23 protein-coding genes and 1 pseudogene are annotated in these 26,944 nt (G+C 65.2%); 9 read left to right on the forward strand and 15 right to left on the reverse strand.

Annotated elements, in window-relative coordinates; all coding sequences use genetic code 11:
* The first annotated feature begins 194 nt into the window (after window positions 1–194).
* The gene (gene phbB / locus Q8R73_RS09580; protein ID WP_305719300.1) at window positions 195–920 is read left to right on the forward strand and encodes an acetoacetyl-CoA reductase; all 726 of its coding nucleotides are present in this window, start codon (window positions 195–197) and stop codon (window positions 918–920) included.
* 102 nt (window positions 921–1,022) lie between these two features.
* Window positions 1,023–1,895, forward strand: a complete 873-nt coding sequence (locus Q8R73_RS09585; RefSeq protein ID WP_305719301.1) for a DMT family transporter — start codon at window positions 1,023–1,025, stop codon at window positions 1,893–1,895.
* A gap of 54 nt (window positions 1,896–1,949) precedes the next feature.
* Here the strand turns inward: Q8R73_RS09585 and Q8R73_RS09590 are convergent, their stop codons facing one another.
* A complete protein-coding gene (locus tag Q8R73_RS09590; protein ID WP_305719327.1) occupies window positions 1,950–2,381 on the reverse strand; it encodes a cupin domain-containing protein in 432 nt (143 codons plus the stop codon).
* 35 nt (window positions 2,382–2,416) lie between these two features.
* Window positions 2,417–3,184 (reverse strand): hydroxyacylglutathione hydrolase, encoded by a 768-nt coding sequence (gene gloB, locus Q8R73_RS09595; RefSeq protein WP_305719302.1) that lies wholly within the window; start codon window positions 3,182–3,184, stop codon window positions 2,417–2,419.
* A 152-nt stretch (window positions 3,185–3,336) separates the two neighbouring features.
* Between gloB and Q8R73_RS09600 the strand changes: the two genes are divergently transcribed.
* Window positions 3,337–4,080 (forward strand): class I SAM-dependent methyltransferase, encoded by a 744-nt coding sequence (locus Q8R73_RS09600; protein WP_305719328.1) that lies wholly within the window; start codon window positions 3,337–3,339, stop codon window positions 4,078–4,080.
* Between the two features lie 110 nt (window positions 4,081–4,190).
* On the opposite strand, the gene Q8R73_RS09605 is transcribed toward Q8R73_RS09600, so the two are convergent.
* The 5 genes from Q8R73_RS09605 to Q8R73_RS09625 form a co-directional block, all read right to left on the reverse strand.
* A complete protein-coding gene (locus Q8R73_RS09605) occupies window positions 4,191–4,955 on the reverse strand; it encodes a DUF4167 domain-containing protein (RefSeq protein ID WP_305719303.1) in 765 nt (254 codons plus the stop codon).
* Between the two features lie 543 nt (window positions 4,956–5,498).
* Entirely contained in the window at window positions 5,499–6,383 is an 885-nt protein-coding gene (prmC, locus tag Q8R73_RS09610) for a peptide chain release factor N(5)-glutamine methyltransferase (protein WP_305719304.1), read from the reverse strand.
* A gap of 163 nt (window positions 6,384–6,546) precedes the next feature.
* The gene (gene prfA / locus Q8R73_RS09615) at window positions 6,547–7,632 is read right to left on the reverse strand and encodes a peptide chain release factor 1 (protein ID WP_305719305.1); all 1,086 of its coding nucleotides are present in this window, start codon (window positions 7,630–7,632) and stop codon (window positions 6,547–6,549) included.
* Window positions 7,633–7,745: 113 nt separating this feature from the next.
* Window positions 7,746–10,013 carry a phosphoenolpyruvate--protein phosphotransferase gene (gene ptsP, locus Q8R73_RS09620; protein ID WP_305719306.1) on the reverse strand — a complete coding sequence of 756 codons (2,268 nt, stop codon included), beginning with the start codon at window positions 10,011–10,013 and terminating at the stop codon, window positions 7,746–7,748.
* A gap of 530 nt (window positions 10,014–10,543) precedes the next feature.
* Entirely contained in the window at window positions 10,544–11,800 is a 1,257-nt protein-coding gene (locus Q8R73_RS09625) for an aspartate kinase (protein ID WP_305719307.1), read from the reverse strand.
* 184 nt (window positions 11,801–11,984) lie between these two features.
* Here Q8R73_RS09625 and Q8R73_RS09630 point away from each other — a divergent pair, with 184 nt between their 5' ends.
* The 3 genes from Q8R73_RS09630 to Q8R73_RS09640 all read left to right on the forward strand — a co-directional run bounded on the left by Q8R73_RS09630 (window position 11,985) and on the right by Q8R73_RS09640 (window position 14,346).
* Window positions 11,985–12,452, forward strand: a complete 468-nt coding sequence (locus Q8R73_RS09630; RefSeq protein WP_305719308.1) for a PH domain-containing protein — start codon at window positions 11,985–11,987, stop codon at window positions 12,450–12,452.
* Between the two features lie 16 nt (window positions 12,453–12,468).
* Complete coding sequence (gene ubiG / locus Q8R73_RS09635; protein WP_305719309.1) at window positions 12,469–13,266, forward strand: bifunctional 2-polyprenyl-6-hydroxyphenol methylase/3-demethylubiquinol 3-O-methyltransferase UbiG; 798 nt, start codon at window positions 12,469–12,471, stop codon at window positions 13,264–13,266.
* Window positions 13,267–13,443: 177 nt separating this feature from the next.
* Window positions 13,444–14,346 carry a DMT family transporter gene (locus tag Q8R73_RS09640; RefSeq protein WP_305719310.1) on the forward strand — a complete coding sequence of 301 codons (903 nt, stop codon included), beginning with the start codon at window positions 13,444–13,446 and terminating at the stop codon, window positions 14,344–14,346.
* 176 nt (window positions 14,347–14,522) lie between these two features.
* Here Q8R73_RS09640 and Q8R73_RS09645 read toward each other — a convergent pair whose 3' ends face one another.
* The 4 genes from Q8R73_RS09645 to Q8R73_RS09660 are packed head-to-tail and all read right to left on the reverse strand — an operon-like array spanning window position 14,523 to window position 17,013.
* Entirely contained in the window at window positions 14,523–15,008 is a 486-nt protein-coding gene (locus Q8R73_RS09645) for a DUF1178 family protein (protein WP_305719311.1), read from the reverse strand.
* Complete coding sequence (locus tag Q8R73_RS09650) at window positions 15,005–15,889, reverse strand: carbon-nitrogen hydrolase family protein (RefSeq protein ID WP_305719312.1); 885 nt, start codon at window positions 15,887–15,889, stop codon at window positions 15,005–15,007. The genes Q8R73_RS09645 and Q8R73_RS09650 overlap by 4 nt, the downstream gene beginning before the upstream one ends.
* Window positions 15,886–16,161, reverse strand: a complete 276-nt coding sequence (gene grxC / locus Q8R73_RS09655) for a glutaredoxin 3 (protein ID WP_305719313.1) — start codon at window positions 16,159–16,161, stop codon at window positions 15,886–15,888. Before grxC ends, Q8R73_RS09650 begins: the two co-directional genes overlap by 4 nt.
* 42 nt (window positions 16,162–16,203) lie before the next feature.
* Complete coding sequence (locus tag Q8R73_RS09660) at window positions 16,204–17,013, reverse strand: ComF family protein (RefSeq protein ID WP_305719314.1); 810 nt, start codon at window positions 17,011–17,013, stop codon at window positions 16,204–16,206.
* A 154-nt stretch (window positions 17,014–17,167) separates the two neighbouring features.
* Here Q8R73_RS09660 and Q8R73_RS09665 point away from each other — a divergent pair, with 154 nt between their 5' ends.
* Window positions 17,168–18,016, forward strand: a complete 849-nt coding sequence (locus Q8R73_RS09665; protein ID WP_371126069.1) for a methyltransferase domain-containing protein — start codon at window positions 17,168–17,170, stop codon at window positions 18,014–18,016.
* Between the two features lie 113 nt (window positions 18,017–18,129).
* Here the strand turns inward: Q8R73_RS09665 and Q8R73_RS09670 are convergent, their stop codons facing one another.
* Window positions 18,130–18,540, reverse strand: a complete 411-nt coding sequence (locus tag Q8R73_RS09670; protein WP_305719316.1) for a (deoxy)nucleoside triphosphate pyrophosphohydrolase — start codon at window positions 18,538–18,540, stop codon at window positions 18,130–18,132.
* A gap of 185 nt (window positions 18,541–18,725) precedes the next feature.
* Between Q8R73_RS09670 and Q8R73_RS09675 the strand changes: the two are divergent.
* Window positions 18,726–20,045 (forward strand): annotated as a pseudogene (locus Q8R73_RS09675) (TadE/TadG family type IV pilus assembly protein).
* Between the two features lie 10 nt (window positions 20,046–20,055).
* Here the strand turns inward: Q8R73_RS09675 and argJ are convergent.
* Both argJ and Q8R73_RS09685 read right to left on the reverse strand, forming a co-directional pair.
* Window positions 20,056–21,297 carry a bifunctional glutamate N-acetyltransferase/amino-acid acetyltransferase ArgJ gene (argJ, locus tag Q8R73_RS09680; protein ID WP_305719317.1) on the reverse strand — a complete coding sequence of 414 codons (1,242 nt, stop codon included), beginning with the start codon at window positions 21,295–21,297 and terminating at the stop codon, window positions 20,056–20,058.
* A 154-nt stretch (window positions 21,298–21,451) separates the two neighbouring features.
* Window positions 21,452–22,369, reverse strand: a complete 918-nt coding sequence (locus tag Q8R73_RS09685; protein WP_305719318.1) for a peptidylprolyl isomerase — start codon at window positions 22,367–22,369, stop codon at window positions 21,452–21,454.
* Window positions 22,370–22,715: 346 nt separating this feature from the next.
* On the opposite strand from Q8R73_RS09685, the gene secA reads away from it, so the two are divergent.
* Window positions 22,716–25,550, forward strand: coding sequence for a preprotein translocase subunit SecA (gene secA, locus Q8R73_RS09690; protein ID WP_305719319.1), 2,835 nt, complete (start codon window positions 22,716–22,718; stop codon window positions 25,548–25,550).
* A gap of 128 nt (window positions 25,551–25,678) precedes the next feature.
* Here secA and Q8R73_RS09695 read toward each other — a convergent pair.
* Window positions 25,679–26,944, reverse strand: a 1,266-nt coding sequence (locus tag Q8R73_RS09695) for a murein L,D-transpeptidase family protein (RefSeq protein ID WP_305719320.1), incomplete at its 5' end; no start/stop codon positions are given.

Here is a 26,944-nt window from a genome sequence, read left to right on the forward strand (position 1 = left end):
ACGGCAGCGGATGCGTTGAATGATGAAAAGATCATCTCGCAACTGCGCAGGACACCGTCGATAAGAAAGCGCCCGGCCTCGTGCCGGGCGTTTTGTTCTTGATGTTGGTCAAACGGCCCGCTTAATTCGCAGCTAGACGAATACGAGTTACATAAAAACGATAGTTCAAGGAACGCCAAGGGAGGGATCGGACAATGGCACGTGTTGCGTTGGTGACGGGGGGAACGAGAGGCATTGGCGCTGCGATCAGCACGGCGCTGAAGGCGGCCGGCTACAAGGTCGCCGCCAGTTACGCCGGCAATGATGCGGCCGCGGAAAAATTCAAGGCCGAGACCGGCATCCCGGTCTACAAATGGGACGTCAGTTCGTTCGACGCCTGCGCCGCGGGTGTGAAGCAGGTCGAGGCCGATCTCGGCCCGGTCGACGTGCTGATCAACAATGCAGGGATCACCAGGGACGGCGCGTTCCACAAGATGACGCTCGAGCAGTGGAATGCGGTCATCAACACCAACCTCGGCTCGCTGTTCAACATGACCCGCCAGGTGATCGAGGGCATGCGCGCCCGCAAGTTCGGCCGCGTCATCAACATCTCCTCGATCAACGGCCAGAAGGGCCAGTTCGGCCAGGTCAATTATTCCGCCGCCAAGGCCGGCGACATCGGCTTCACCAAGGCGCTGGCGCTGGAGAACGCCAAGGGCGGCATCACCGTGAACGCGATCTGTCCGGGCTACATCAACACCGAAATGGTGCAGGCGGTGCCGAAGGAGGTGCTGGAGAAGAGCATCCTGCCGCTGATCCCGACCGGCCGCCTCGGCGAGCCCGATGAAATCGCCCGCGCCGTGGTGTTCCTCGCCGCCGACGAGGCCGGCGCCATCACCGGCTCGACGCTGTCGATCAACGGCGGGCAGTACATGGCGTGATGGCGGCAGCGTCATTCCGGGATGGTGCGTTAGCACCAGACCCGGAATCTGGAGATCCCGGGTTCGCTCGTTGCACGCGCGCCCCGGAATGACGGCTTCCCCATGACCTCCCGTACCGCCACCCTGATCGGACTGACCGCGATCCTGATGTGGTCGCTGCTGTCGGTGCTGACGGTCGCGACCGGCAAAATTCCGGCGTTTCAGCTCGCGGCGATGACATTCGCGATCGGGGCCGCGGTTGCATTCGCGAGCTTCATCTTTCGGCCCCGCGCGTTCGCCGCCTTGAAGCAGCCATTGACGGCCTGGATCGTCGGGGTCGGCGGACTGTTCGGTTATCACGCGCTGTATTTCCTGGCGCTGCGCTTCGCGCCGCCAGCCGAGGCGGGCCTGCTGAACTATCTCTGGCCGCTGCTGATCGTGCTGTTCTCGTCGCTGCTGCCCGGCGAGCGGCTGCTGTCGCACCACATCGTCGGCGCCTTGCTCGGACTGGCCGGTACGGTGTTGCTGTTCACCGGCAGCGGCGCCAGCTTCGAACTGGGACAGCTGCCCGGCCTGCTCGCCGCCTTCGTGGCGGCATTCGTGTGGGCGGCCTATTCGGTGATGTCGCGCAGGCTCAAGGCGGTGCCGACCGATGCGGTCGCCGGCTTCTGCCTGGCGACGGCGCTGCTCGCAGCCCTGGTGCATGGGCTGGTCGAAACCACGGTGTGGCCCGAGACGCCGGCGCAATGGCTCGCGATCGCAGCGCTCGGCGTCGGTCCGGTGGGGGCCGCGTTCTTTGCCTGGGATATCGGCATGAAGCGCGGCGACATCCGCGTGCTGGGGGCGGCGTCCTACGCCACGCCGCTCCTGTCGACCGGATTTCTGATTCTGGCGGGTTTTGCTGCCGCGAGCCCGAACATCGCTATCGCGGCGGTGTTGATTGCCGGCGGTGGGCTGATCGCGGCGAAGGACATGTTTCGGAAGCGATCCACTTAGGGTGTGGCAAAGACGCACTGCGTCCGCTTCCTTCGATGCCGCACACCCTGCGTTTTACGAAACGTTCACAGGCTCCCAGCCCTTCGGCGCCAGTTCGAACTTCGCAAACTCGAAGCCCGGTGCGACGGTGCTTCCGACCAGTGTCCAGTCACCGGCACTCTCCGCAGTCTGCCACGCCAGCGGCGGCACGATCGCCTGCGGCACTTCGCCGGCGGCGAGATCCGGACCGAGCGTGACGCTGCGCCGGCCGGCCTCATCGGCAATCCCGAGGGTCAGCGGGGCGCCCGCGTAATGATGCCACATCTCCACCGCATCGATGCGATGCCAGTGCGAGCGCTCGCCGCGCGCCAGCAGGAAATAGATCGCGGTGGACAGGGAGCGCCCGCGAGCGTCCGTCCGGGAATCGCGAAAGGTCTCGCGATAATGCCCGCCTTCCGGGTGCGGCTGCAGATCGAGCCGCGCGATGATCCCGGCGGCGGAAACCAGGAGGGCAGGCTTCAAGACAGCGGGCCTGGCCGCCATCAGGACTTGTTCTTGCGCTCGCGCAACTCGCCGAACACGGCGGCCGCATCGGCGCCTTTCATCCGCAGGCTGGCCGCCACCGATGGCTCGTCGGCGCGCAGGAACACATTGGCTTTTTTCTCGTCGCCGAGCAGCGTCGGAATCGTCGGCTTGTTCTCGGCACGCAGCCGCGTCACCTCCTCGGCGCGCGCCTGCAGCGCGGCATTGTCCGGCTCGACCGTGAGCGCGAATTTGACGTTGGAGGCGGTATATTCATGGCCGCAATAGAGTTTGAAATCGTCGGGCAACGCGCGCAGTTTCAGCAGCGAGTCCCACATCATCGGGTAATCGCCTTCGAACACCCGTCCGCAGCCGATCGAGAACAGCGTGTCGGCGGCGAACAGCGCCTTCTCGCTGTCGAACACATAGCTGATGTGATCGAGCGTATGGCCCGGCGTTTCCAGCACCCGCGCCAGCAGGCCTCCCACCTTCACCACGTCGCCCTGGCCGGCGCGCAAATCGACATCGGCGATCTTGGCGGCCTTGTCGCGCGGGGCGACCACGCGGCAACCATATTTCTGCTTCAGTTCGGCAACGCCGCCGACATGGTCGCCATGATGGTGCGTGATCAGGATATCCGTCAGCGTCCAGCCCTCGCGCTCCAGCGCCTTGATCACGGGAGCCGCTTCCGGCGCGTCGATCGAGGCGGTGGCCTTGGTCGCGGGGTCGTGGATCAGATAGCCGAAATTATCGGTAAGGCAGGGGAACAGGCGAATTTCGGCGGCCATGATATCTCCGTGATCCAGCGAGGCGTCATCCGGCGAGGCAAGGGCGCCGGTACGCCGCATACGGGATCAAATATGGCGTTAAGGCTTCGCAGGCAATGGTCATATTCTGCGCGCCGCACCGGCGGGCGGCGTGCTAGATTGGGGCCATGACCATCGACGTCATCGACCTTCGCAATTTTTATTCGCAGCGCCTCGGCATCGTGGCGCGGCGGCTGATCAATCGCGGCATTCAGGCCCGCTGGCCGGACGCGCAGGGCCAGCGCGTGCTCGGTCTCGGCTATCCCACGCCCTATCTCGGCCTGTTCCGCGAGGACTCCGAGCGCTGCATCGCCTTCATGCCGGCGGCGCAGGGCGTGCTGAAATGGCCGACGGCGCGGCCGACGCTGGCAACCCTGGTCGACGAGTTCTCGCTGCCGCTGCCGGACGCCGCGGTCGACCGCATGCTGCTGGTGCACGCGCTGGAAATGTCCGACGATCCCGCGGGACTGCTGCGCGAGGCATGGCGGGTGCTGGCGCCCTCCGGCCGGTTGATGGCGGTGGTCCCGAACCGGCGCGGGGTGTGGACCCGTACCGACAACACGCCGTTCGGTCACGGCCGGCCCTATTCGCGCTCGCAGATCACGCAGTTGCTGCGGCAGACTTGGTTCACGCCGGCCTCCTGGGGCGAGGCGCTGTTCATGCCGCCGGTTGGCGGCGGCTGGTTCCTGCGCTCCGCGATGGCATGGGAGCGCGTCGGCGCCGCGCTGTCGTTGCCGTTCGCCGGCGTGCACATCGTGGAAGCGACCAAGCAGGTCTATCGCGCGATCCCGGCCCACCGCGAGCGGACGCGGCTGATCCCGGCGCTGGAGCCGGTGCTGGTGCCGTCGTCGTCGGTGCGGCGGGATGAATCGCGATAGATTCGGAGGGTGGGCAAAGGCGCGCTTGCGCCGTGCCCGCTATTTTCGATGCGATGGGGTGGTGGGCACGGCCAAGATGCCTTTGCCCACCCTACCAATCAAATGCCGTCCTACTCATTCCCCGGATTGAAATCTTCGCTGGGGGCGGCCGGTGCGGCGGCGCCTTCGGGGCGCGGGCCGTGGGGCCGGCGGCGGCGGCGCGGGAAGCGCTCGCCGCCTTCGAAGGCGGCCGGCGGGTTGCTGATCTGCGGCTGCGGTCCGGTAATGAACGATGGCAGGCGATCGACGCTGACGTCGGCAATGACAGGCTGCGGCTGGGGCTGCGGCGGCTGAAACTGCGGCTGCGGACGATGCTCGCGATGCGCATTGTGTTCGCGCGGTTGATGGTCGCGCTGCTCGCGCGGCTGGTAGGGCTGGCCCTCGCGCTGGTGTTCGCGCGGCGGCGGATTGTCGCGCGGAACGAAGGGTTGCGGCTGCGCCGGCACGAAGCCGGGTTCCTGGCCGAAATTGGAGAAGCTCTCGCTTTCGTCGTCGCCGTCCTCCGGCGCCATCTCGTTTTCGGTGCGCGGCTGCGGCTGGTTCTGCCGGAATTGCTCCTGGGCGGCAGCGATCAGGCGGAAATAATGCTCGGCATGCTGATAGTAATTCTCGGCGGCGACCGGGTCGCCGGAGGAGCGTGCGTCGCGCGCCAGCTGCACGTATTTTTCAGCGACATGGGACGCGGTGCCGCGGATCTTGATGTCCGGCCCGTTCGACTCGAACACCCGGGTCATCGGATTCTGACCGCGCCGGTTGCTGTCGTTGCGATTGCTGTTGTTGTTATTGTTGTTGTTCCGGTTACGCATCCGCTTGTTGTTGTTTTGACCGTTTCTCATGTCTCGCCTTTATTCCAGCCCTGAAGTTACCAGCCTTGAATCACTCGCCTTGAATCACTTGCCTTGAATCATTGGCCCCGAACTGCCGAAAAACCTGAACGGCCGATTTCATCGGCGCACGCAGGCCCGGCGCGAATCAGCGCCCAATCGCCGTACAGTCGAGTTCCACGCAGATTTTGTCGTAAGTCGCAGTCAACAAGGACGCGTTCCCCACCAGCCCAGCCTGCGCCGCCGGCTGTTTCAAATCGGTTCGCCTGCCAAAACAAGCACAGCTTTCTCGCGTGATTCTATTAAGCGCAATTATCAGGCTTTCGTTCGCTTTGCGGTCGGAAGCAGCGCAGCTCTTTCAGCCATCGCGCTCAATTGACCTGCGTTTTGGAACCTTTCACTCGGGGCGGGCTCTCGCTCTGAGAACTCTGGCCTCCACCCGCGATATCCCCTCAGGGTACCCACGGGGCCAGCAACCCTGGACCGACGCTGTGGCCGGAACGTAGTCGCTAACGGGGAATATTCCAAGGGGTTTTTTTGCCCTTCAATCGGGCATTATGACGGTTTTCTGCGGCAAGAGACGGCCCGGCGGATGCCGGCCAGATCGGCTTTGGCAGGCCCGTCAGGCGCCAGCCCCGCCGCCATCATCAATCCCCTGACATCGTCGTGCTGACCTTGCCCCACTTCCACGACGAGCGCGCCTGAAGGCGCCAGCAACTGTGCCGCTTGCGGTATCAGCGCACGATAGGCGTCAAGACCGTCGCGGCCGCCGTCGAGCGCGCGGTGCGGATCGAAATTCCGGACCTCGGTGGCGAGACCGGCGATCTCCGCCGAACGTATGTAGGGCGGGTTCGAGACGACGAGATCGAACGGGCCCGAAAGTGCCGCCGCATAGTCGCAGGCGATGAAATCCGCGCGATCGGCCAGGCCGAGATCGATCGCATTGTGGCGGGCCGTTTTTAACGCATCGCCGCTGATGTCGGTGCCGACCCCGTGGGCGCGCGGCAACTCCGACAACAGCGCCAGCAGAATGGCACCCGAGCCGGTGCCGAGATCGGCGATACGCAGATGATGAACGGGCGCAGGGCCGGCGCGCAGCAATTCCAGCGCCAATTCGACCACCGTTTCGGTGTCGGGCCGTGGCACCAGGGTCGCGGCCGACAGTGTCAGCGGCAGCCCCCAGAATTCCCTGGTCCCGAGAAGGCGCGCGACCGGTTCTCCGGCGAGGCGGCGGCGCGCGAAATCGTCGAGACGAATCGATTCCTCCGCGCCGAGCCGACGGTGCGCTGCCGCGATCAGGCCGGTGAGGTCGAGGCCGAGCACGGCGCCGACCAGCATACGCGCATCGAGCTCGGCGGACTCGATCGAGCCGGACTTCAATCGTGCGGTCAACGCGCGCCGCGCGGCATCGACGGTTTGCCCGACGAGGGGTTCGGTCATGTGATGACCCCGCCCACAACCATTCCGCCGTCGTCCCTGCGAACGCAGGGACCCATACCGCGTTGTGCGCCCGAAGAAGCGAGATTGATGACGCACTCTTCGCCAAACCAACGCCGGGGGTTATGGGTCCCTGCGTTCGCAGGGACGACGAGAGCGTGGGGGCTCACGCCGCCGCACCCTGGGCGGCGAGCTGGGCGGCCTGATGTTCGGTGGTCAGCGCGTCCACCAGTTCGCCGAGCGCCTCGCCCGCGATCACCTGCGGCAGCTTGTAGAGCGTGAGATTGATGCGGTGGTCGGTGACGCGGCCCTGCGGGAAATTGTAGGTCCTGATCCGCTCCGAGCGGTCGCCGGATCCGACCTTCTCGCGGCGGTCGGCGGCGCGGGTCGCGTTGATGCGCTGCTGCTCGGCGTCGTAGATGCGCGAGCGCAGGATGTTCATCGCGGAGGCGCGGTTCTTGTGCTGCGAGCGGCTGTCCTGCATCATGACGACGATGCCGGTCGGAATATGGGTGATGCGGATCGCCGATTCGGTCTTGTTGACGTGCTGGCCGCCGGCGCCCTGCGCGCGCATGGTGTCGATCCGCAAATCGTCGTTCTTGATCTCGACATCGACCTCCTCGACTTCCGGCAGCACCGCCACCGTCGCCGCCGAGGTGTGAATCCGCCCTTGCGTCTCGGTGTCGGGCACCCGCTGCACCCGGTGCACGCCGGATTCGAATTTCAGTTTGGCAAAGGCGCCGCGTCCCTGCACCTCGGCGATGATTTCCTTGTAGCCGCCCATGGTGCCCTCGCTGGCGGAGATCGCCTCGACCTTCCAGCCCTGCAGGGCGGCAAAGCGCTCATACATCCGGAACAGGTCGCCGGCGAACAGGGCGGCCTCGTCGCCGCCGGTGCCGGCGCGGATCTCCAGCACGACGTTGCGATCGTCCATGGCGTCCTTGGGCAGCAGCGCGACGCGGATCTGCTGCGCCAGCTCGAGACTGCGCGCGACGAGCGTCTCGCGTTCGGCCTCGGCCATGCCGCGCATCTCGGCGTCGGTCGCGGGATCGGCGATCAGCGCATCGATGCCGGCAAGTTCGGCATTGGCGGCGCGGTAGGTCTTGACGGCGTCGATCAGCGGATTCAGTTCGGAAAGCTCGCGGGTGATCCTGACGTAATTTTCGGAGCTCAATTGGCTGAGCAATTGCGCTTCCAGCGAGGCATGATGTGCCAGCAGAACATCGAGTTTGGCTTCAGGCAGTATCGACATGGTCTGGTCTCGAATTGCAGTACGCGCGCATTCAGCAAAAAGTGGATACCGGTTTTGTGAATGGATTCGCGCCAATTATGGGCTCTGGTTCGTCGCGGCGGGGCCGAGCCTCGCTACAATGACAGCCCCTCGGCCTCCGCGAATGCCGTCAGTTTCTCGCGGATCGACACGCTGCCGGAGGGCGCTTCGAGCAGCGGCGCCATCATGGCTTCGGCTTTTCTGGCGTCGAGGTCGAGGATCATCGCCTTGACCGGACCGTGGCCGGTCGCCGACAGCGACAGCGAGCGATAGCCCAGCGCGATCAGCGCCAGCGCACCGAGCGGTTTGGACGCCATCTCGCCGCACAGCGACGCGGATTTCTTCGCCGCCCTGGCCTTCACGACGATATCGCGCAAGGCCCGCATGATCGGCGCCGACATGGTGTCGAACCGTTCGGAAACCTTGGCATTGCCGCGATCGACCGCGTACAGGAACTGGAACAGATCGTTGGAGCCGACCGAGACGAAATCAACCTTCTTCAGCAATTCGTCGAGCTGATAGAGCAGCGCGGGCACTTCCACCATGGTGCCGACGTCGATGCGTTCCGGCAGCGCGTGGCCGTGCTGGCGCAGATAGGTCAGCTCGCGCTCGACGATGGCCTTGGCAAGGTCGAATTCGGCGACTTCGGAGATCATCGGGAACATGATGCGCAGCGCGCGGCCGCCGCCGGCGCGCAGCAGCGCGCGGATCTGGCCGCGCAGCAGCCCGGGACGGTCGAGGCCAAGCCGGATCGCGCGCCAGCCGAGCGCGGGGTTTTCCTCGACCACGGTCTCCATATAGGGCAGCGCCTTGTCGCCGCCGATGTCGAGGGTGCGGAACGTCACCGGCTTCGATCCGGCGGCGTCCAGCACCGCGCGGTACAGCGCGAGCTGGTCGCTGGTGCGCGGCATGCTCTGGCCGACCATGAACTGCAGTTCGGTGCGAAACAGTCCGATGCCGGCGCTGCCGGTATCGTCGATATGCGGCAGGTCGATGATCAGGCCGGCATTGATCATCAGCTCGATCGGCTGGCCGTCCTTGGTGACGCAGGGCCGGTCGCGCAGCGCCAGATATTGCGCCTGCCGCCGGGCGCGGAACCGGACCCGCTCGGCATAGGCCGATTCGATTTCGGCCGAGGGGCGGATGTAGATCGAGCCGGAGGTGCCGTCGACGATGACGGCGTCGCCCGGGTCGGCAATGCCGGGCGCGTTCGGTATTTCGCCGATCGCGGGAATCCCCAGCGCCCGCGCCACGATCGAGACGTGGGAATTGGCGGTGCCTTCCTCCAGGATCAGTCCGCGCAGGCGCTTGCGGTCGTAATCGAGCAGCGCGGCGGGGCCCATCGCGCGGGCGATCAGGATGGCGTTGTCGGGCATCTGCTCGCGCGACGGCGCGTGATCGCGTCCCACCAGCTGCCGCATCAGGCGATGGCCGAGATCCTCGAGATCGTGCAGGCGGTCGCGCAAATACGGATCGGTGGAGCGCAGCATCCGCGCGCGGGTGTCGGACTGCACGCGTTCGACGGCCGCCTCCGCGGTGAGGCCGGTGGCGACCGCCTCATGCAGCTTGTGCGACCAGCCATGGTCGTTGGCGAACATGCGGTAGGCTTCCAGCACGTCGCGGTGCTCGCCGCCTTCGGCGACGTCGCCGCGCTCCAGCATGCGGTCGAGGTCGGCGCGCAGTTTTGCAAGCGCGGTGTCGAGCCGCTTGATTTCCTTCGGCAGGTCCTCGGCGATGTAATTGGTGATGACGACGCGCGGCTCGTGCAGCACGACATGGCCGAGCGCGATGCCGTCGGACAGGATCGCGCCGGTCTTGTGCACCGAGTGGCGCGCCGCCGGCTCGGCGCCGGGCTGCGCCAGCGCCGACAATTCGCCCGAGGCGATCATCTCCGCCAGCACCATGGCGGTGGTCTGCAGCGCCTCGACCTCTTCCTCGACGTAGGTGCGCTTGGCGCGGTTCTGCACCACCAGCACGCCGAGCGTGTTGCCGGCGCGCAGGATAGGCACGCCGAGGAAGGAATGATAAATTTCCTCGCCGGTCTCCGGCCGGAACGAGAATGCCGGATGAGTCTGGGCGTCGCTCAGATTGAGCGGGTTTGCCTCGCTGGCCACGAGGCCGACCAGGCCCTCATGCGAGTGCAGCACGGTGCGGTGCACGGCGTCGCGGTTGAGGCCTTCGGTGGCGTAGAGCTCCAGCGTGTTGTCGACCCGCAGCACATAGGTCGAGCAGACCTCGGCCACCATGTTGGCCGCGATCAGCACCACGATCTTGTCCAGCCGCTCCTGGGCGGAGACCTGCTCCGCCATGGTTTCGCGGAGCCGTCTCAGCAAGACGCGGGGGCCTCCCGACGCGCTCCGCATGTGCCGATACCTCCCCCCGCGAAGCCAGCACCCGGGGTGGCCGGGAACTGGCGCTAGATCCAACGAAAACGACAATTTTAATCAAACGGCGCCGCCACAGAGGTCGAAACCGCCGAATCAGCGTCGCCAAAACTGTGGCACAGTTTGCGGCAGCCCACCCATCCGGCCGTATAGCGAATCGAGGCTTGTTTTGCCAAGCAAAACGCCTGCCACAGACGATAACGTCTCTGTCAGCCCATTGCTGCGCCCGCTAAGGGAAAATCATTCTAAATTGGATGACTGGCGGGTGTGAATTCGGTGGTGCACGAGTCTCTTTCCCTCCCCCGCGCGCGCAGCGCGTGGTGGGGAGGGTGGCCGGCCGAAGGCCGGTCGGGTGGGGGGCGTTTCAGCAAACGATCTGGCAGCTGAATGCGCTGAAGCTCCCCCCACCCGTCACATCGCTAGCTGCGCTCACGATGTGCCACCCTCCCCACCGCTTCGCGGGAGGAGGGATGAGGACCGCCGATGGCGCCACATCGAAATTTAAATCCTCACGCCTGATCGAGCCCATACAGCGTGTGCAGCGTGCGCACCGCCAGTTCGGTGTAGGCGGCGTCGATCAGCACCGAAAACTTGATTTCGGAGGTGGTGATGGCGCGGATGTTGATGTTGCGCGAGGCGAGGGCGGCGAATGCCTGCGCCGCGACGCCGGCATGGCTGCGCATGCCGCTGCCGATCACCGAAACCTTGGTGACGTCGGTGGCGCTGTCGAGCCGGGCATAGCCGATCTTGCCCTTGGCCGCCGTGATGGTGTCGCGGGCGCGGTCGTAGTCCGAGGCGGGCACCGTGAAGGTGAGGTCGGTGGTCTTGCCGTCCTCCGAGACGTTCTGCACGATCATGTCGACGTTGATGTTGGCTTCCGCCAGCGGGCCGAAGATCGCCGCGGCGATGCCGGGCTTGTCCTCGATCTGGCGGACGGAAATCTGGGCTTCGTCCTTGGAAAAGGCGATGCCGGTGACGACGTGGCTTTCCATGATTTCCTCCTCGCTGCAGATCAGCGTGCCCGGCGGCTGGTTGGCATGCGGGTCGATATCCTCGGGCTTGTCGAAGCTGGAGCGGACGAAAATCGGCATGTTGTAGACCATGCCGAGTTCCACCGAGCGGACCTGCAGCACCTTGGCGCCCTGCGACGCCAGTTCCAGCATGTCCTCGAACGCGATCCGGTCGAGCCGGCGGGCCTTCGGAACCACGCGCGGGTCGGTGGTATAGACGCCGTCGACGTCGGTATAGATGTCGCAGCGGTCGGCCTTGATGGCGGCCGCGATCGCCACCGCCGAGGTGTCGGAACCGCCGCGTCCCAGCGTGGTGATTCGCTGCGTCAGCGGATTGATGCCCTGGAATCCCGCGATCACGGCGACTTCCTTGCGGTCGCCGAAACGGTTGATGATTTCGGCGCCGTCGATCTCCAGGATCCGGGCCGACGCATGCGCGTCGCTGGTCCGGATCGGGATCTGCCAGCCTTGCCAGGAGCGCGCCTGGATGCCGAGCGCCTGCAGCGCGATCGCCAGCAGCCCGGCGGTGACCTGTTCGCCGGAGGCCACCACGGCGTCATATTCGCGCGCGTCGTGCATCGGCGACGCCTCGCGGCACCACGCCACCAGTTCGTTGGTCTTGCCGGCCATCGCGGAGACCACCACGGCGACGTCGTGGCCGGCGTCGACCTCGCGCTTCACATGGCGCGCGACGTTGCGGATGCGTTCGATATTGGCGACCGATGTGCCGCCGAATTTCATCACGAGGCGGCCCATGACGACTGGTGCATTCCCTGTGGGGTTGAGTATGGTGACGGCGCGCAAAACCAGAGCGCGCCGCCCGAAAGGCGCGTATACATAACGGCGCGGTTGCGGGCAAGCAGCCGGTTCCGGCGGTCCCTTGACGGTCCCCCGGGATCGTCGGAGATGCAGCCGATCAAAGGGTAATTGAGGCCAGCGTATGGGGCGTTATATCGACGATATCCTGCAGCCCGGGGAGAAGGTGCTGTATTCGACCAACACGCACTGGATCTTCTTCCTGCCGGCGATCGCGGGCTGGATCGTGGCCGCGGCGTTCTTCGTGGTGTCGGGAATGGTCACCGGCGACACCCCGATGATGCTGCTGCTGTCGATGTCGGGGCTTTCGGCGGCGTTCGCGCTGTACAAGACCGCGACCGCCTGGTTCCACCGCTGGACCACCGAGACCGACGTCACCAATCTGCGCGTCGTCCACAAGACCGGGTTCATCCAGCGGCAGACCTTCGAGATGAGCCTCGACAAGGTCGAGAGCGTCGACGTCAACCAGAGCATTCTCGGCCGCCTGCTCAATTACGGCAACGTGTCGATCTACGGCGTCGGCGAGGGCAACAAGACCATCGACACCATTGCCTCGCCGCTCGAATTCCGCAATCACATCACCGCGCGGTAGGAGCGGCGCGCAATCCATGGCCATGCAAGAAAACCCTGCTGATTTTTCTCCCGCCGCGTCTCCGGGCGCAGCCGCGTCGCCAGGCGCGGCGTCCACGGTCGACCCCGCCGAGATCGCGAAGTTTTCAAGACTGTCGGACGAGTGGTGGGATCCCAACGGCAAGATGGCGCCGCTGCACAAGATCAATCCGCTGCGGCTGACCTATATCCGCGACGCCGCCTGCCGCAAGTTCGAGCGCAACGTCAAGAGCCTGAATTGCCTGTCCGGCCTGCGCATCCTCGACATCGGCTGCGGCGCCGGCCTGTTGTGCGAACCGTTCACCCGGCTCGGTGCCCAAGTGATCGGCGTCGATCCCTCCGCCACCAATATCGCCGCCGCCAGGCTGCACGCCGACAAGGCGCATCTGTCGATCGACTACCGCTGCACCACGGTCGAGGAGATGGATGTGCGCGAGCGCTTCGACATCGTGCTGGCGATGGAGGTGATCGAGCATGTCAGCGACGTCGGCATGTTCCTCAACCGCTGCGCGGCGGTGCTGAAGCCCGGCGGCATGATGGTGGTCTCGACGCTGAACCGCAACTGGAAGAGCTTTGCGCTCGCCATCGTCGGCGCCGAATATGTGCTGCGCTGGCTGCCGCGCGGCACCCATCAATGGGACAAGTTCGTCACCCCCGACGAACTCGCGCACCATCTGCACAACAACAAGCTCGGCATCACCGAGCAGGCCGGCGTGGTCTATTCGCCCTTCGCCGACAAATGGAGCCTCTCCTCGGACATGGACGTGAACTACATGGTGGTGGCGGAGGGGGTGTGACTCTTCACCCTCCCCTGAAGGGGGAGGGTCGGCGCGTATCGAGCGAAGCGAGATGCGCGACGGGGTGGGGTGGCGGTCCCTCAACCCGCGCACCTGTTCGAACGAGAGACTGTCACCCCACCCCGACCGCTACGCGGTCGACCCTCCCCCTCCAGGGGAGGGTGAATCAGGTCCCCCATGTTCACCCTGGCCTCGCTCTGGATTCCCTTCACCATCGTTGCGGCGCTCGGGCAGGTGGCGCGCAATGCTATGCAGCGGCAGCTGACCGGGCCGCTCGGCACCTGGGGCGCGACCAATATCCGCTTCCTGTTCGGCTTTCCGTTCTCGATCCTGTTCTTCGTTGTCGTGATCTTCGCCACCGGCGATGCGGTGGCGTGGCCGACCGCTTCGTTCTGGCCGTGGTTGCTGCTCGGGGCGCTGAGCCAGATCGCCGCCACCGCCCTGATGCTGCTGGCGATGAACGACCGCTCCTTCGTGGTGACGACGGCGTATTTGAAAACCGAGGCGATCCAGACCGCGATCTTCGGCTTCGTCTTTCTCGGCGATCATCTGACCGTGCTGAAGGTGATCGCGATCGTGATCGCGACGATCGGCGTGGTCATTACCGCGCTGCGGCCGGGCGGCGAAAAGGGCTTTGCCGAATTGAAGCCGACCCTCATTGGCCTGGTCGCCGCGGCCTTCTTCGCGCTGTCGGCGATCGGCTTTCGCGGCGCCATCATCACGGTGCCGGGCGTGTCGTTCGTGACGGCCGCGACCTACACGCTGGTCTGGGGGCTGTTCGTGCAGACCCTGGTGCTGACGATCTATCTGCTGGCGCGGGCGCCCGAGGTGCTGCGAAAAATCCTCGGACTGTGGAAGCCCTCGATGCTGGCGGGCTTCATGGGTGCGTTCGCCTCGCAGTTCTGGTTCCTGGCGTTCGCTCTGACCGCCGCCGCCAATGTCCGCACGCTGGCGCTGGTCGAGGTGCTGTTCGCGCAGGCGGTGTCGTATTATTCGTTCAAGCAGGCGCTGTCGGCGCGCGAACTTTCCGGCATCGCACTGATCGTGATCGGCGTCGCGGGGGTGCTGGTGGCGGTGTGACGATCTTCTCCCCTCCCTCCACGCGCACTTGCGCGTGGCGGGGAGGGGTCGGGGGTGGGGGGTAGCACCGCAAAGACTGATGCTGCGGATCCATCCGATAGACCCCCACCCCCGACCCCTCCCCACCGCTTCGCGGGAGGAGGGGAGAAGACCATCCCCGGAATGACGGCAAGCCGTCAGTTCCGGTCGTCCGGCAGCACGGGCAGCGGCGAAACCTCGACGCCTTCGTCGATCAGGGAGCGGGCCTCCTCCGGCGAGGCTTCGCCGTAGATCGGGCGGTGCTCGATATCGCCGTAATGCATCTTCCGCGCTTCGTTGGGGAAACGCTCGCCGACATTGTCGGCGTTCTTGACGATATGGTCGCGCAATTCCTTCAATTTGGCGCGCAGTTCGCGCTCCTGCGCCATCAACAGCGGGGTCGATCCCGGCGCGGTGACCTCGGCGGGCTGGGCCGCCGGCGCCGGTACATCGTTGCTGCTCTGGCTGCCGCGGCCCTTCTTGCTGACGATCTGCGGCGCCATGATCGCGCGCTCGACCTTGGCCGAGCCGCACACCGGGCAGTTCACCAGTTTGCGCTTTTCCTGGCTCTCATAGGCCGACGAACTCTGGAACCAGCTCTCGAAGGTGTGGCCGCGGTCGCAATGCAGGCTGTAGCGGATCATACCGATGATTCCCGCACCAGATGCAGATGCTCGGGACCGGCCTTGGGGTCGGCAATGCTGAAGCGCCGCCCATGCTGCAGTGACGGCACGGTTTTCCGCGCGGTCTCGACCAGGGTGGGATCGATCTTCGCCATCACAATGCCGGTCTCGGTGCCGCCGCCCTCGGCGAGGATTTCGCCCCAGGGGGCGACGATCAGCGAATGCCCGTAGCTCTGGCGCTTGCTCTCATGGGTGCCGGCCTGCGCCGCGGCAAAGACGAAACAGCCGTTTTCGATGGCGCGGGCACGCAGCAGCGTATGCCAGTGCGCCTCGCCGGTCCGCACCGTGAAGGCGGACGGCGCCGTCAGGAACGAGGCGCCGCTTTCGGCGAGCGCCCGGTACAGCGCCGGAAAGCGCATGTCGTAGCAGATGGTGAGGCCGATGCGGCCCCATGGCAGGTCGGAGATCACGGCCGACTCGCCCGGCTGGTAATTGGCGGATTCGCGATAGCTTTCGCCGCCGGGCAGGTCGATGTCGAACATGTGGATCTTGTCGTAGCTGGCCAGCACCATGCCGTCGGGGCCGATCAGGAACGAGCGGTTGACGGCCCTGTCGGGCGAAAAGCGCAGCGCCAGCGAACCGATATGGAGATGAATTTTGAGTTCGGCCGCGAGCGCGCGATAGGCTTTCAGCGAAAGGTCGTCCTCTTCCGGCGCAAGATGCTCGAACAACGCCTTGCGGTTGGACTGGATCATGTTGCTGACTTCGGGGGTCTGCACATAATCGGCGCCATCGGCGGCGGCCTGCCGGATCAGTTTGGTGCCCTGCTCGAGATTTGGCCCGGGCAACAGCCCGCTGCACATCTGCACCATCGCGGCAGTGAAGCTTTGGTCAGTGCTCATCCATTGGCCTTCTCGTCCGCGAGCAACGAATCAAGCTTGCCCGCGCGGTCGAGGGCATAAAGCTCGTCGCAACCACCGACATGGGTATCGCCGATCCAGATCTGCGGAAACGTCGCGCCCATGCCGGCGCGATCCCACATCTGCTGGCGGAGTGCCGGATCGGCGGCAACATTGTGTTCCGTGAACGCGGCTTTTTTGCGCGTCAGCAGCGATTTGGCGGCGGTGCAATAGCCGCAGCCCGGACGGGTGTAGATTTCGATGGCTGCGGCCATGTCGCGCCCTGTCGTTGCGGGGATCGGGATCGAAGTATCTGATTATATGGGGGCTTTGAAGGTGTCCACAACCCGGGCGAACACTAGCACGTCGACCGACGCAGCCTTCGCGCGCAATAGCGCCCGCGCGCAGGCATCGGTGGTCGCGCCTGATGTCAGGACGTCGTCGATCAGCACCACGCGGCGGCCCTGGATGTCGGCGGCACGGTCGGGCGCCACCTTGAAGGCGCCCTGCACGTTGCTGGCGCGCTGCGACCGCGACAGTCCGATCTGCTGCTGGGTCGGCCGCACCCGCCGCAGCGCTTCGGATGCCAGCCGGACGCCGGTCTGCCGTTCGATCACCCGCGCCAGCGCGCCGGACTGGTTGTAGCGACGGCTCCAGCCGCGCCGCCAATGCAGCGGCACCGGAACCAGCACGTCGGCCTCGGCGAGCAGTTCGCGGCCGGCCCGCGCCATCCAGCGGCCCATCGCCGGCGCCAGGTCGGTGCGGTCCTGGTATTTCAGCGCATGCACCAGCGTGCGCGCGACCTCGTCATAGCGCACCGCGGCGCGGGCGCGCGCATAGGCCGGCGGATTGGCGATCGCCTCCATCGACAGCAGATCCGGCCCGGGATCGTAGACGAAGGGAATGCCGAGCCGCGGGCAATAAGGCGGCGCGATGAACGACAGCCTGGCCCAGCACGAAGCGCAGACCCCTTCGCCGTCGACCGGCTCGCGGCAGGCCACGCACAACGTCGGCAGCGCGATGTCGAGCGCGAACCGCGAGGCGTGCGCCCATGCCCCATGCGCGAGGCGAAGGGCGCCGCGCAGGTGACCGGAGAGCGAGCGGGACGGTGATGCGTGGGCCTCCATGTGAGGAAAGCTAGCGCCGGCCCTGTCGACTCTCAAGCAGCAAAGTCGGTCGCGTTCCCCCGGCTGCCAAAGCCGGGGTCCATGCCGCAACGCAGGTTCGGTCCGGGACACGAGATTGCCAGGGAGCCGCTGACCGTCGTACCAACCCGCCATGATGTCGAGCCCGGCCGCACCTCCCATCCTGTTCGACCGCGGCTTGCTGCGGGTGCGGCAGTCGCGCGCGCTCGGACTGGGCGCGGCGACGTTTCTGCTCGACCGCGTCGCCGAGGACATGGCGGAGCGGCTGCATGCGGTGCTTCGCGAATTCACGGAGGGTGCCGATATCGGCACCGCGGGCGAACAGGTCCGCAGCGTGCTGGCCGGTCGCGTCGGATCGCTGGCGTCGGTCGAACTGCCCGATGCCGAAAGCCGCGGCCTCGGCCTCGCGCCTGACACGCTCGACCTCGCGGTGTCCGCCCTGGCGCTGCAATTCGTCAACGACCTGCCGGGCGTGCTGGCGCAGATCCGCGGCGCGCTGAAGCCGGACGGGCTGTTGCTGGCGGCGATGACCGGCGGCGACACGCTGACCGAGTTGCGGCAAAGCTTTGCCGCGGCGGAAGCCGAATGCGAGGGCGGCGTGTCGCCCCGGGTGGCGCCGTTTGCCGACCTGCGCGAGATCGGCGCGCTGTTGCAGCGAACCGGTTTCGCCTTGCCGGTCACCGACGTCGACCGCGTCGTGGTGCGCTACGACAGCGCCTTCGCGCTGATGGCTGATCTCAGGCGGATGGGCGCCACCAACATCCTGGTCGAGCGGCGGCGAAGCCCGACCCGCCGCGCCACGCTGCTGCGCATGGCGCAGCTCTACAGCGAGCGTTTTGCGGATTCCGACGGCCGCATCCGCGCCACCTTCGACATCATCTGGCTGTCCGGCTGGGCGCCGCATGCCAGCCAGCAACAGCCGCTGAAGCCCGGGTCTGCCAAGGCGAGCCTGGCGGAGGCGGTGAAGCGGCTTGCGCCGGAATGACCCGTCGCGGCTTCGTCTGAGGTATCAAGATACCATAAATCTGCATTGCATGGGGTTGTTTTCGAGATTTTGATTCAGACCTCGCCGCGCCCCCCGAAGGGATGCTTTGCGGGTCACATCAAGAGATCGATCAGATGCGGAATCAGCGGAATGTCCGCCGGCGGCATCGGATAGTCGCGCAGCCTGTTGGCGCGGACCCAGGCCAGTTGCTGGCCCTCGCGCGCCATCACCGCGCCTTCCCAGCGCCGGCAGATGTAGAGCGGCATCAAGAGATGAAAATCATCATAGGCGTGGCTGGCAAAGGTCAGCGGCGCGAGGCAGTCCGCCTTCACGGTGATGCCGATTTCCTCGTGCAACTCGCGGATCAGGGTCTGTTCCGGCCGCTCGCCGGGTTCGAGCTTGCCGCCGGGAAATTCCCACAGGCCCGCCAGCGCCTTGCCCTCCGGGCGCTGGGCGAGCAGCACGCGCTTGTCGGCATCGACCAGCGCGCAGGCGACCACGAGGGTGAGTTTGATCCCGGTCATGCGCGGAAAATGCTTTTCGGAAAGCCGGTTCAGGCGATGTGCCTCTGCTTCGGAAAGGTTTCATTAACAGCAATTTCCTTACCGCCAACCTGTTTGTTTGCCTCGCTTTTATGCGATCTGGCTAAGCCGACCTTAAGCCGCCGCCGCTAGATTTCCCGGGATTTCAAACCGGTCAGGCATCGTTCATGCGCAAGCTCCTTCGTGCAATCGGCGGTTTTCGTCACGACAGTTCCGGCAACGTCGCGGTAATCTTCACGCTCGCGCTGCTGCCGATCCTGTCGGCGATCGGCGTCGCGATCGATTACAGCCGGGCGACCCAGCTCAGGAGCAAACTGCAGTCGGCGATCGATGCCGCCAGCGTCGGATCGGTCGCAAGGAAATCGCCGGGCTTCCTGGCCGCGGGCACCATGACCGGCGACGGCGCGATCCCGGTCGGCGTCACCGACGCCAAGGCCATCTTCGACGGCAACATGTCGGGGGTGACCGGCTATACGCTGAAGTCCGTGACGCCCACCGTGACCAAGACCGGCATGATCGTCACCTCCAATGTGACATTCTCGGCCGAAATTCCGACGATATTTCTCGGCGTCATGAACAAGAGCAAGATGACGGTCACCGGCAGTTCGACCTCCGTCTCCAAGATGCCGCAATACATCGATTTCTATCTGCTGATGGACAACTCGCCGTCGATGGGCGTGGGGGCGACACCGGCCGACGTGAAGAAGATGGTCGACAATACGTCGGACAAGTGCGCCTTCGCCTGCCACGACCTCAATGACAACAAGAACTATTACAAGAAAGACTAGACCCTCGGGGTGACGACGCGGATCGACGTGCTGCGCACGGCGACGCAGCAGTTGATGGACACTGCGGCGGCCACCCAGACCTATACCAGCCAGTTCCGGATGGCGATCTACGACTTCGGCGCGGCGGCAAGCACCGCCGGATTGCGGACGCTGTTCGCGCTGTCGTCGTCGCTGACCAGCGCCAAGACCGCGGCCGGCAACATCGATCTGATGACCGTGAAGGGCCAAAACGAAAACAACGACCAGGACACCCAGTACACCAATCTTTTTCCGGCGATAAACAGCGCGATCAGCAATCCGGGTACCGGCGCTACCGGGTCGCCGCTGAAATATCTGTTCTTCGTCTCCGACGGGGTTGCCGACGAATACAACACGGCCTGCCTCAAGCCGAAATCGGGCCAGCGATGCCAGTCGCCGATCAATCCGGCGCTTTGCACCACGATCAAGGATCGCGGCATCAAGATCGCGGTGCTGTACACCACCTATCTCGATCTGCCGACCAACGCCTGGTACAATACCTGGATCAAGCCATTCAATGCCGGGCCCTACGGTCCTTCGCCGAACAGCCAGATCGCGCAGAACATGGAAGCCTGCGCGTCGCCGGGCCTTTACTTCGAAGTCAGCCCGACCCAGGGCATCTCGGAGGCAATGACGGTGTTGTTCCAGAGGGCCGTTTCCGACGCCCGCATCGCCAGCTGAGTATTTCCGCTTACGACCGGTAGTCGCCGTTGATCGCGACATATTCCTTGGTGAGATCGCAGGTCAGCACGCGGTCGCGGCCCTTGCCGAGGCCGAGGGCGATCTTGATCTGGATCTTCGGGTTTTTCATCGCCGCGGACACTTCGGCCTCGTCGTAGGACGGATCGCGCGCGCCGCGGCTGGCGACCCGGATGCCGTTGAAGGAGATGGCGAGCTTGTCGCGGTCGGCGGGTTCGCCGGCCTTGCCGACCGCCATCACCACGCGGCCCCAATTGGCGTCCTCGCCGGCGATCGCGGTCTTCACCAGCGGCGAGTTCGCCACCGACATCGCGATCCTTCGCGCGGATTTCTTCGTGGTCGCGCCGTCGACGATGATCTCGACCAGCTTGCGCGCGCCCTCGCCGTCGCGGGCGACCTGCTCGGCGAGATCGGCCAGCACCGCCTGGAAGGCCTTCGCAAACGCCTTCAGGCGCGGGTCGCCGGCGCGGCTGATCTTCGGCGCGCCATCGGCCGCCGCCGCGCCGGTGGCGAAGGCGAGCAGGGTGTCCGACGTCGATGTGTCGCCATCGACGGTGATGGCATTGAAGGTGTCCTCGACGCCGCTTTTGAGCAGCGCTTGCAGCGCGCCCGCGCCAAGCGGCGCGTCGGTGAACACGAAAGCCAGCATGGTCGCCATGTCCGGCGCGATCATGCCGGAGCCCTTGGCGATGCCGTTGATGGTGACGTTTGCCTTGCCCAGCTTCACGGTCGCGGTGGCGACCTTCGGAAAGGTGTCGGTCGTCATGATCGCCCGGGCAGCAGCCATCCAGTCGCCCGGCACGGCGGCTTCAGCCAGCGTGCCGAGCACGCCGTTGAATTTGGTGGCGTCGAGCGGTTCACCGATCACGCCCGTGGAGGCGAGAAACACCTCGTCGGGTCTGCATCCGGCCGCCTTGGCGGCAATCGAGGCCGTCAGCGTGGTCGCTTGCCGTCCGGTCTTGCCGGTGAAGGCATTGGCGTTGCCGGAATTCACCACCAGCGCGCGGGCAACCCCGCGGCCGAGCCTGGCCCGGCACCATTCCACCGGCGCCGACGGGCACTTCGACCGGGTAAAGACGCCGGCGACCGTCGTGCCCTTGTCCAGCACCGCCAGCAGAACGTCGGTGCGGCCCTTGTAGCGGATCCCCGCGGCAGCGGTCGCGAGCCTGACGCCGGCGATCGCGGGCATTTCGGGGACATCGGTCGGGGCGAGGGGAGACACGGCAATGGACATGGGCGAATTCCCGGAAAAAGACATCGTCATGGCCGGGCTTGTCCCGGCCATCCACGTCTTTCCCGCTGAACCAGCTTCAAGACGTAGATGGCCGGGACAAGCCCGGCCATGACGCGAGTAAATACTACCGGCTTCGAGAAAGTGACAGCGAATTCTATTTCTTCGCCGGGGGCGCCATCTTGGAGTCGGCAGGCTTGGCCGCATCCGGCGTTTTGGCGGCTTCGTCGGGCTTGTCCATGCGCTCGATCTTGGCGGCTTGACGCAGCTTCGCCACGTAGTCGGACTGCGCCTTGCGCGTCACATAGGTCTCGATCTGAGGCTTGACCTGTTCGAACGCCGGGGCCTGCCGGTTGCGCTTTTCCTCGACCTTGATGATGTGCCAGCCGAACTGCGACTTGACGGGATCGGAGATCTTGCCGGGCTCCATCGCGAAGGCGACGGCGGAGAATTCCGGCACCATCTGATCCTTGGTGAAGAAACCGAGATCGCCGCCGTCGGAGGCGCCGGGGTCCTTGGATTTCTTTTTGGCGAGCTCGGCAAAGTCGGCGCCCTTCTTCAGCTCGGCGGCGATCGCCTTGGCATCGTCCTCGGACTCGACCAGGATATGCCGGGCGCGAACTTCCTGTTCGCCGGTGATCTGCTTGGAGGCCTCCTCATAGACCTTCTTCATGGCCTCGTCGGTGGTCCCGGCCTTGCCCTCGGTCGCCAGCAGGCTGTCCATCAGCAGCCGGTTGCGTGTGAACGCCAGCCGCTTCTTGAAGTCCTCGTTGTTTTCGACCTTCTTGTCCTCGGCGGCCTTGGCGACGATCTTCATGTCGATCAGGAAGGCCAGTACGTTGTCCCGCTTGGTCGAAGGGTCCATCTGCGCCAGGCTCGGTCCCAGTTCCTCCTCGGCCAAAGTGAGGTCGCTCTGGCGGATCTCGGCGCCGTCAACCTTCGCAAGCACCGGATTGGCGTCCTGCGCCCGCACCGGCAGGGCGGCGATCAGCACCATGGCGAGCGCACCTGCCACCGCGGCGGAGGCGCCGCTGAGTCGCAGGCCATGTTTCATTTCCGGGAACGGGGCGGTCATGGAAAATCCTTATCGTGAAAGCTGGGGGGCTGTTCGGGGCCGCGGGACAGTCGCCCAATCGGCGGGCCTTGGCAACGCGAAAAGGTTGGCAGAATGATGAAATCCTTGAGAGTTCCCGCCGTTGACAAGGCTCTGGCACAGCCATATCTCTGCAAAACCGGGTCGATGGCGAAAGCGTGTATTTTGGCTGCGCTTTTGGTCGTTGAACCTTGGATTGCTGAATTCCCACTTATTGGCGGATGTTGCCCGGATCGGGGTCAGCACGGCGCGTCACGATGAGTTGATAGGCACCCCGGTGGACCATTTCACGGCGGCAAACGCCGAACGGTAAAGACAGGAATTTGGCATGATCGGCGCGCTCGCCCGCAAGTTTTTCGGCTCTCCCAACGATCGCCGGGTCAAGGGATATCAGGCCCGCGTCAATGCCATCAACGCGCTGGAGCCCGAGATCGCAGCCCTCTCCGACGAGGCGCTGAAGGCCCGTACCCCTGAATTCCGCGCCCAGCTCGCCGCCGGCAAGACGCTCGACGACATCCTGGTTCCCGCCTTCGCCACGGTACGCGAGGCGGCCAAGCGCACGCTCGGCCAGCGCCATTTCGACGTGCAGCTGATCGGCGGCATGGTGCTGCACGAGGGCGACATCGCCGAGATGAAGACCGGCGAAGGCAAGACCCTGGTCGCGACCCTTGCGGTCTACCTCAACGCGTTGGCGGGCCACGGCGTTCACGTCGTCACGGTCAACGACTATCTCGCCAAGCGCGACTCCGAATGGATGGGTCAGATCTACGGCTTTCTCGGCATGACCACCGGCGTGATCGTGCATGGGCTCGACGACGCCGAGCGCAAGAATTCCTACGCCTGCGACATCACCTACGGCACCAACAACGAATACGGCTTCGACTATCTGCGCGACAACATGAAGTACCGGCTCGAGGACATGGTCCAGCGCGGCCACTCCTACGCCATCGTCGACGAAGTCGACTCGATCCTGATCGACGAGGCGCGCACGCCGCTGATCATTTCCGGTCCGCTCGACGACCGTTCGGAATTCTACAACACCATCGACACCTTCCTGCCGAAGCTCGACAAGACCACCGATTTCGAGGTCGACGAGAAGCAGCGTACCGTCACACTGACCGAAGCCGGCATGGAAAAGATCGAGACCCTGCTGCGCGAAGCCGGTCAGCTCAAGGGCGATTCACTCTACGACGTCGAGAACGTCTCGGTCGTCCACCACATCAATCAGGCGCTGCGCGCGCATTCGCTGTTTCAGCGCGACAAGGATTACATCGTCCGCGACGACGAGGTCATCATCATCGACGAGTTCACCGGCCGCATGATGCAAGGCCGCCGCTATTCCGAGGGCCTGCACCAGGCGCTGGAAGCCAAGGAGCATGTGCAGGTCCAGCCGGAAAACCAGACGCTGGCCTCGATCACGTTCCAGAACTACTTCCGGATGTACGCCAAGCTCGCCGGCATGACCGGCACGGCGCTGACCGAAGCCGACGAACTGTTCGACATCTACAAGCTCGAAGTCGTGGAAATCCCCACCAACGTGCAGGTGGCGCGCCTCGACGAGGACGACGAGGTCTACCGCACCCAGAACGAGAAATACGCCGCGATCCTGGCCGAGGTGGAGCGCGCCAATTCACGGCTGCAGCCGGTGCTGGTCGGCACCGCCTCGATCGAGAAGTCCGAAGTGCTGGCCGACTTCCTCAAAGGCCACGGCTACAAGCAGCTGGACTTCGAAAGCCCGAAGTCGATGCAGAAGCTGTACGACGCCGCCCGCGCCGGAAAACCGGCAAAATTGTTCGCGGTGCTGAACGCGCGCTTCCACGAGCAGGAAGCCTATATCGTCGCCGAGGCCGGCGTTCCCGGCGCGATCACGATCGCGACCAACATGGCCGGCCGCGGCACCGACATCAAGCTCGGCGGTTCGCTGGAGATGCGGATCCTGCACGAGACCGCCGATATTACCGACGAGGACGAGAAGGCCCGGAAGATCGAGCAGATCAAGGCCGACGTCGAGCGGTTTCGCGAGATCGTGCTGAAGGCGGAAGATGTTGTCGAAATCGAACCGGCCAAGGGCTCGAAGCCGGCCAAGACCGTGACGAAGCCCGGCGGGCTCTACATCATCGGCTCCGAGCGCCATGAATCGCGGCGTATCGACAACCAGCTGCGCGGCCGCTCCGGACGCCAGGGCGATCCCGGACGATCGAAATTCTTCCTGTCGCTGGAAGACGATTTGATGCGGATCTTCGGCTCCGACCGGCTCGACAGCATGCTGACGCGGCTCGGCCTGAAAGAGGGCGAGGCCATCATCCATCCCTGGATCAACAAGGCGCTGGAGAAGGCGCAGCAGAAGGTCGAGGCCCGCAACTTCGACATCCGCAAGAACCTGCTGAAATACGACAACGTCCAGAACGACCAGCGCAAGGTGATCTTCGAGCAGCGCGTCGAGCTGATGAAGAGCGAGAGCGTGGCCGAAATGGTCGCGGACATGCGCCGCGACTTCGTCGACGACGTTGTCGCCAAGCACGTGCCCGAGCATGCCTATGCCGAACAGTGGGATGTCGCCGGCCTCAAGGAAGAACTGAAGCGGGTGCTCGATATCGACCTGCCGGTCGACGAATGGGCCAGGGAAGAGGGCATCGCCGACGAGGAATTGCTGACGCGCATCGAGCAGCGCGTCGACGAGCACATGGCCGCGAAGGTGGCGCAGTGGGGCCCCGACGTGATGCGCTACGTCGAGAAGACCATCCTGCTGCAGACGCTGGATCATCTGTGGCGCGAGCATCTGGTGATGCTCGATCATCTGCGCCAGGTGATCGGCCTGCGCGGCTACGGCCAGCGCGATCCGCTGCAGGAGTACAAATCGGAAGCCTTCGCTTTGTACCAGGCGATGACCGCGCATCTGCGCGAAGCGGTGACGGCGCAGCTGATGCGCGTCGAGATCGTGCCGCCGGACGAGCAGCCGCCCTTGCCGGTGATGGAAGCGCACAAGCTCGATCCCACTACCGGTGAGGACGAGATGGCGTTCGCCAACGCCTCGCTGGTCCCGGCCGCCACCGCCAACCGCGACCCGAAGAACCCCGCGACCTGGGGCAAGATCGGCCGCAACGAGGATTGCCCCTGCGGAAGCGGCAAGAGGTACAAGCACTGCCACGGCAAGCATACGTGATGTGGTAGCTTCGCAGGGCGGGCAAAAGGCGCTCCTGCGCCGACCGCCATCCTGCAACGTGCGGGCACGACAACATTGGGGACGGCCCGAAAGGCGCCTTTGCCCACCCTACGGCTACGCGTGATGGCTTACTTCGCCGCCGAGAAGCGGCTTTCGAACGAGTTCGCCGGGACGATCGGCTGCGAACCGGCGACCAAGCCGTCCTTGGCCGCCGGCGGCGGCGTATCCGACAGCGACGGCTTCAGCGTCGGCCTGGCGTCGGCCGGCTTCGGCGCGGCGGCGAGCTTCGGCACCGATGCTTCCGGGCGCGGCGGTTCGTTGCGTTTGGTCTCGATAGGCTTCGGCCTGGCGGGGGCCGGCGCGGGTGCCGCCGCCGGCCTGGTGCTGGTGGCCGCGGTGGTTTCCGGGCCGCCGATGCCGACCTTGCGGGCGAGGCTGGAGAAGAAACCGTCGGACTTTTCAGGGGCCACCGCGGTCGCCACGCGGGTTGCTGGGGGCGGTGACTGAGCCGGAGCCGCAGCCATGGAAGCTGCCAGCGGTTCCTCGGGCGATGATACCGATCCGCGCGGCGGATTGACGTGGGCCGGAATGGTGCCCGGCGCGCGGGAAATGGCCGCCAGCGACAGGCTCTGGCCCTCGCCACCCTCCGACAGGCCGGTCGAGGCCTCGGGCAGCTTGGCGGCAAACACCCGGTGCATGCCGCCGTCGATGCCGGTATTCAGCCGCGCCACCGGTGTTCCCTTCGAAATCAGCTTGGCGGTCTCGATCTGATCCTGCCGCTGCTTTTCCTGCACGGCGTCGGCGATATCCTCGGGGATCGCGTAGACAGGGCATTTGGCCGAAGCATCGAACACCGGATCCCGCCTGGCGTCCGGCGCCTTGATGGCGTCGAACACGTATTTCTTCTCGCAGAAATCGACCTTCGGCTCCTGCCGCGTCACCTCGAAATGATCCCAGCCCTGCTTGATCATTTTCCAGAACGGCATGTTCGGATTGTTGCGATGTTTCGCCATGTTGACCGGCGTCATCTTGAACGGATAGGCCTGCAGCTGGAACGCGCGCTGGCCGCCGAAGAAGGACTCCCGCCCCAGCGAATAGATCTCCGCGATCTGTTCGTCGGTCATGGCGTAGCAGCCGCGCGAAGAGCAGTCGCCATGCACCATCAGCTGCGATCCGGTGCGTCCCAGCGCCTTGTCGAAGGCGTTCGGGTAGCCGGTATTGAACGAAAGATAGAAGGACGATTGCGGGTTCATCTGCGCCGGACTGATGGAATAGAAGCCTTCCGGCGCCTGGCGATCGCCTTCCTTGATCTTCGGTCCGAGGTCGCCCGACCAGCGGCAGATCGGATAGGCCTTCAGGAGCGCGAAGCGGCCGGAGCGGTCCTGCTTCCAGAC

Source organism: Bradyrhizobium sp. (genome assembly GCF_030697065.1).
Taxonomy (GTDB): Bacteria; Pseudomonadota; Alphaproteobacteria; order Rhizobiales; family Xanthobacteraceae; genus Bradyrhizobium.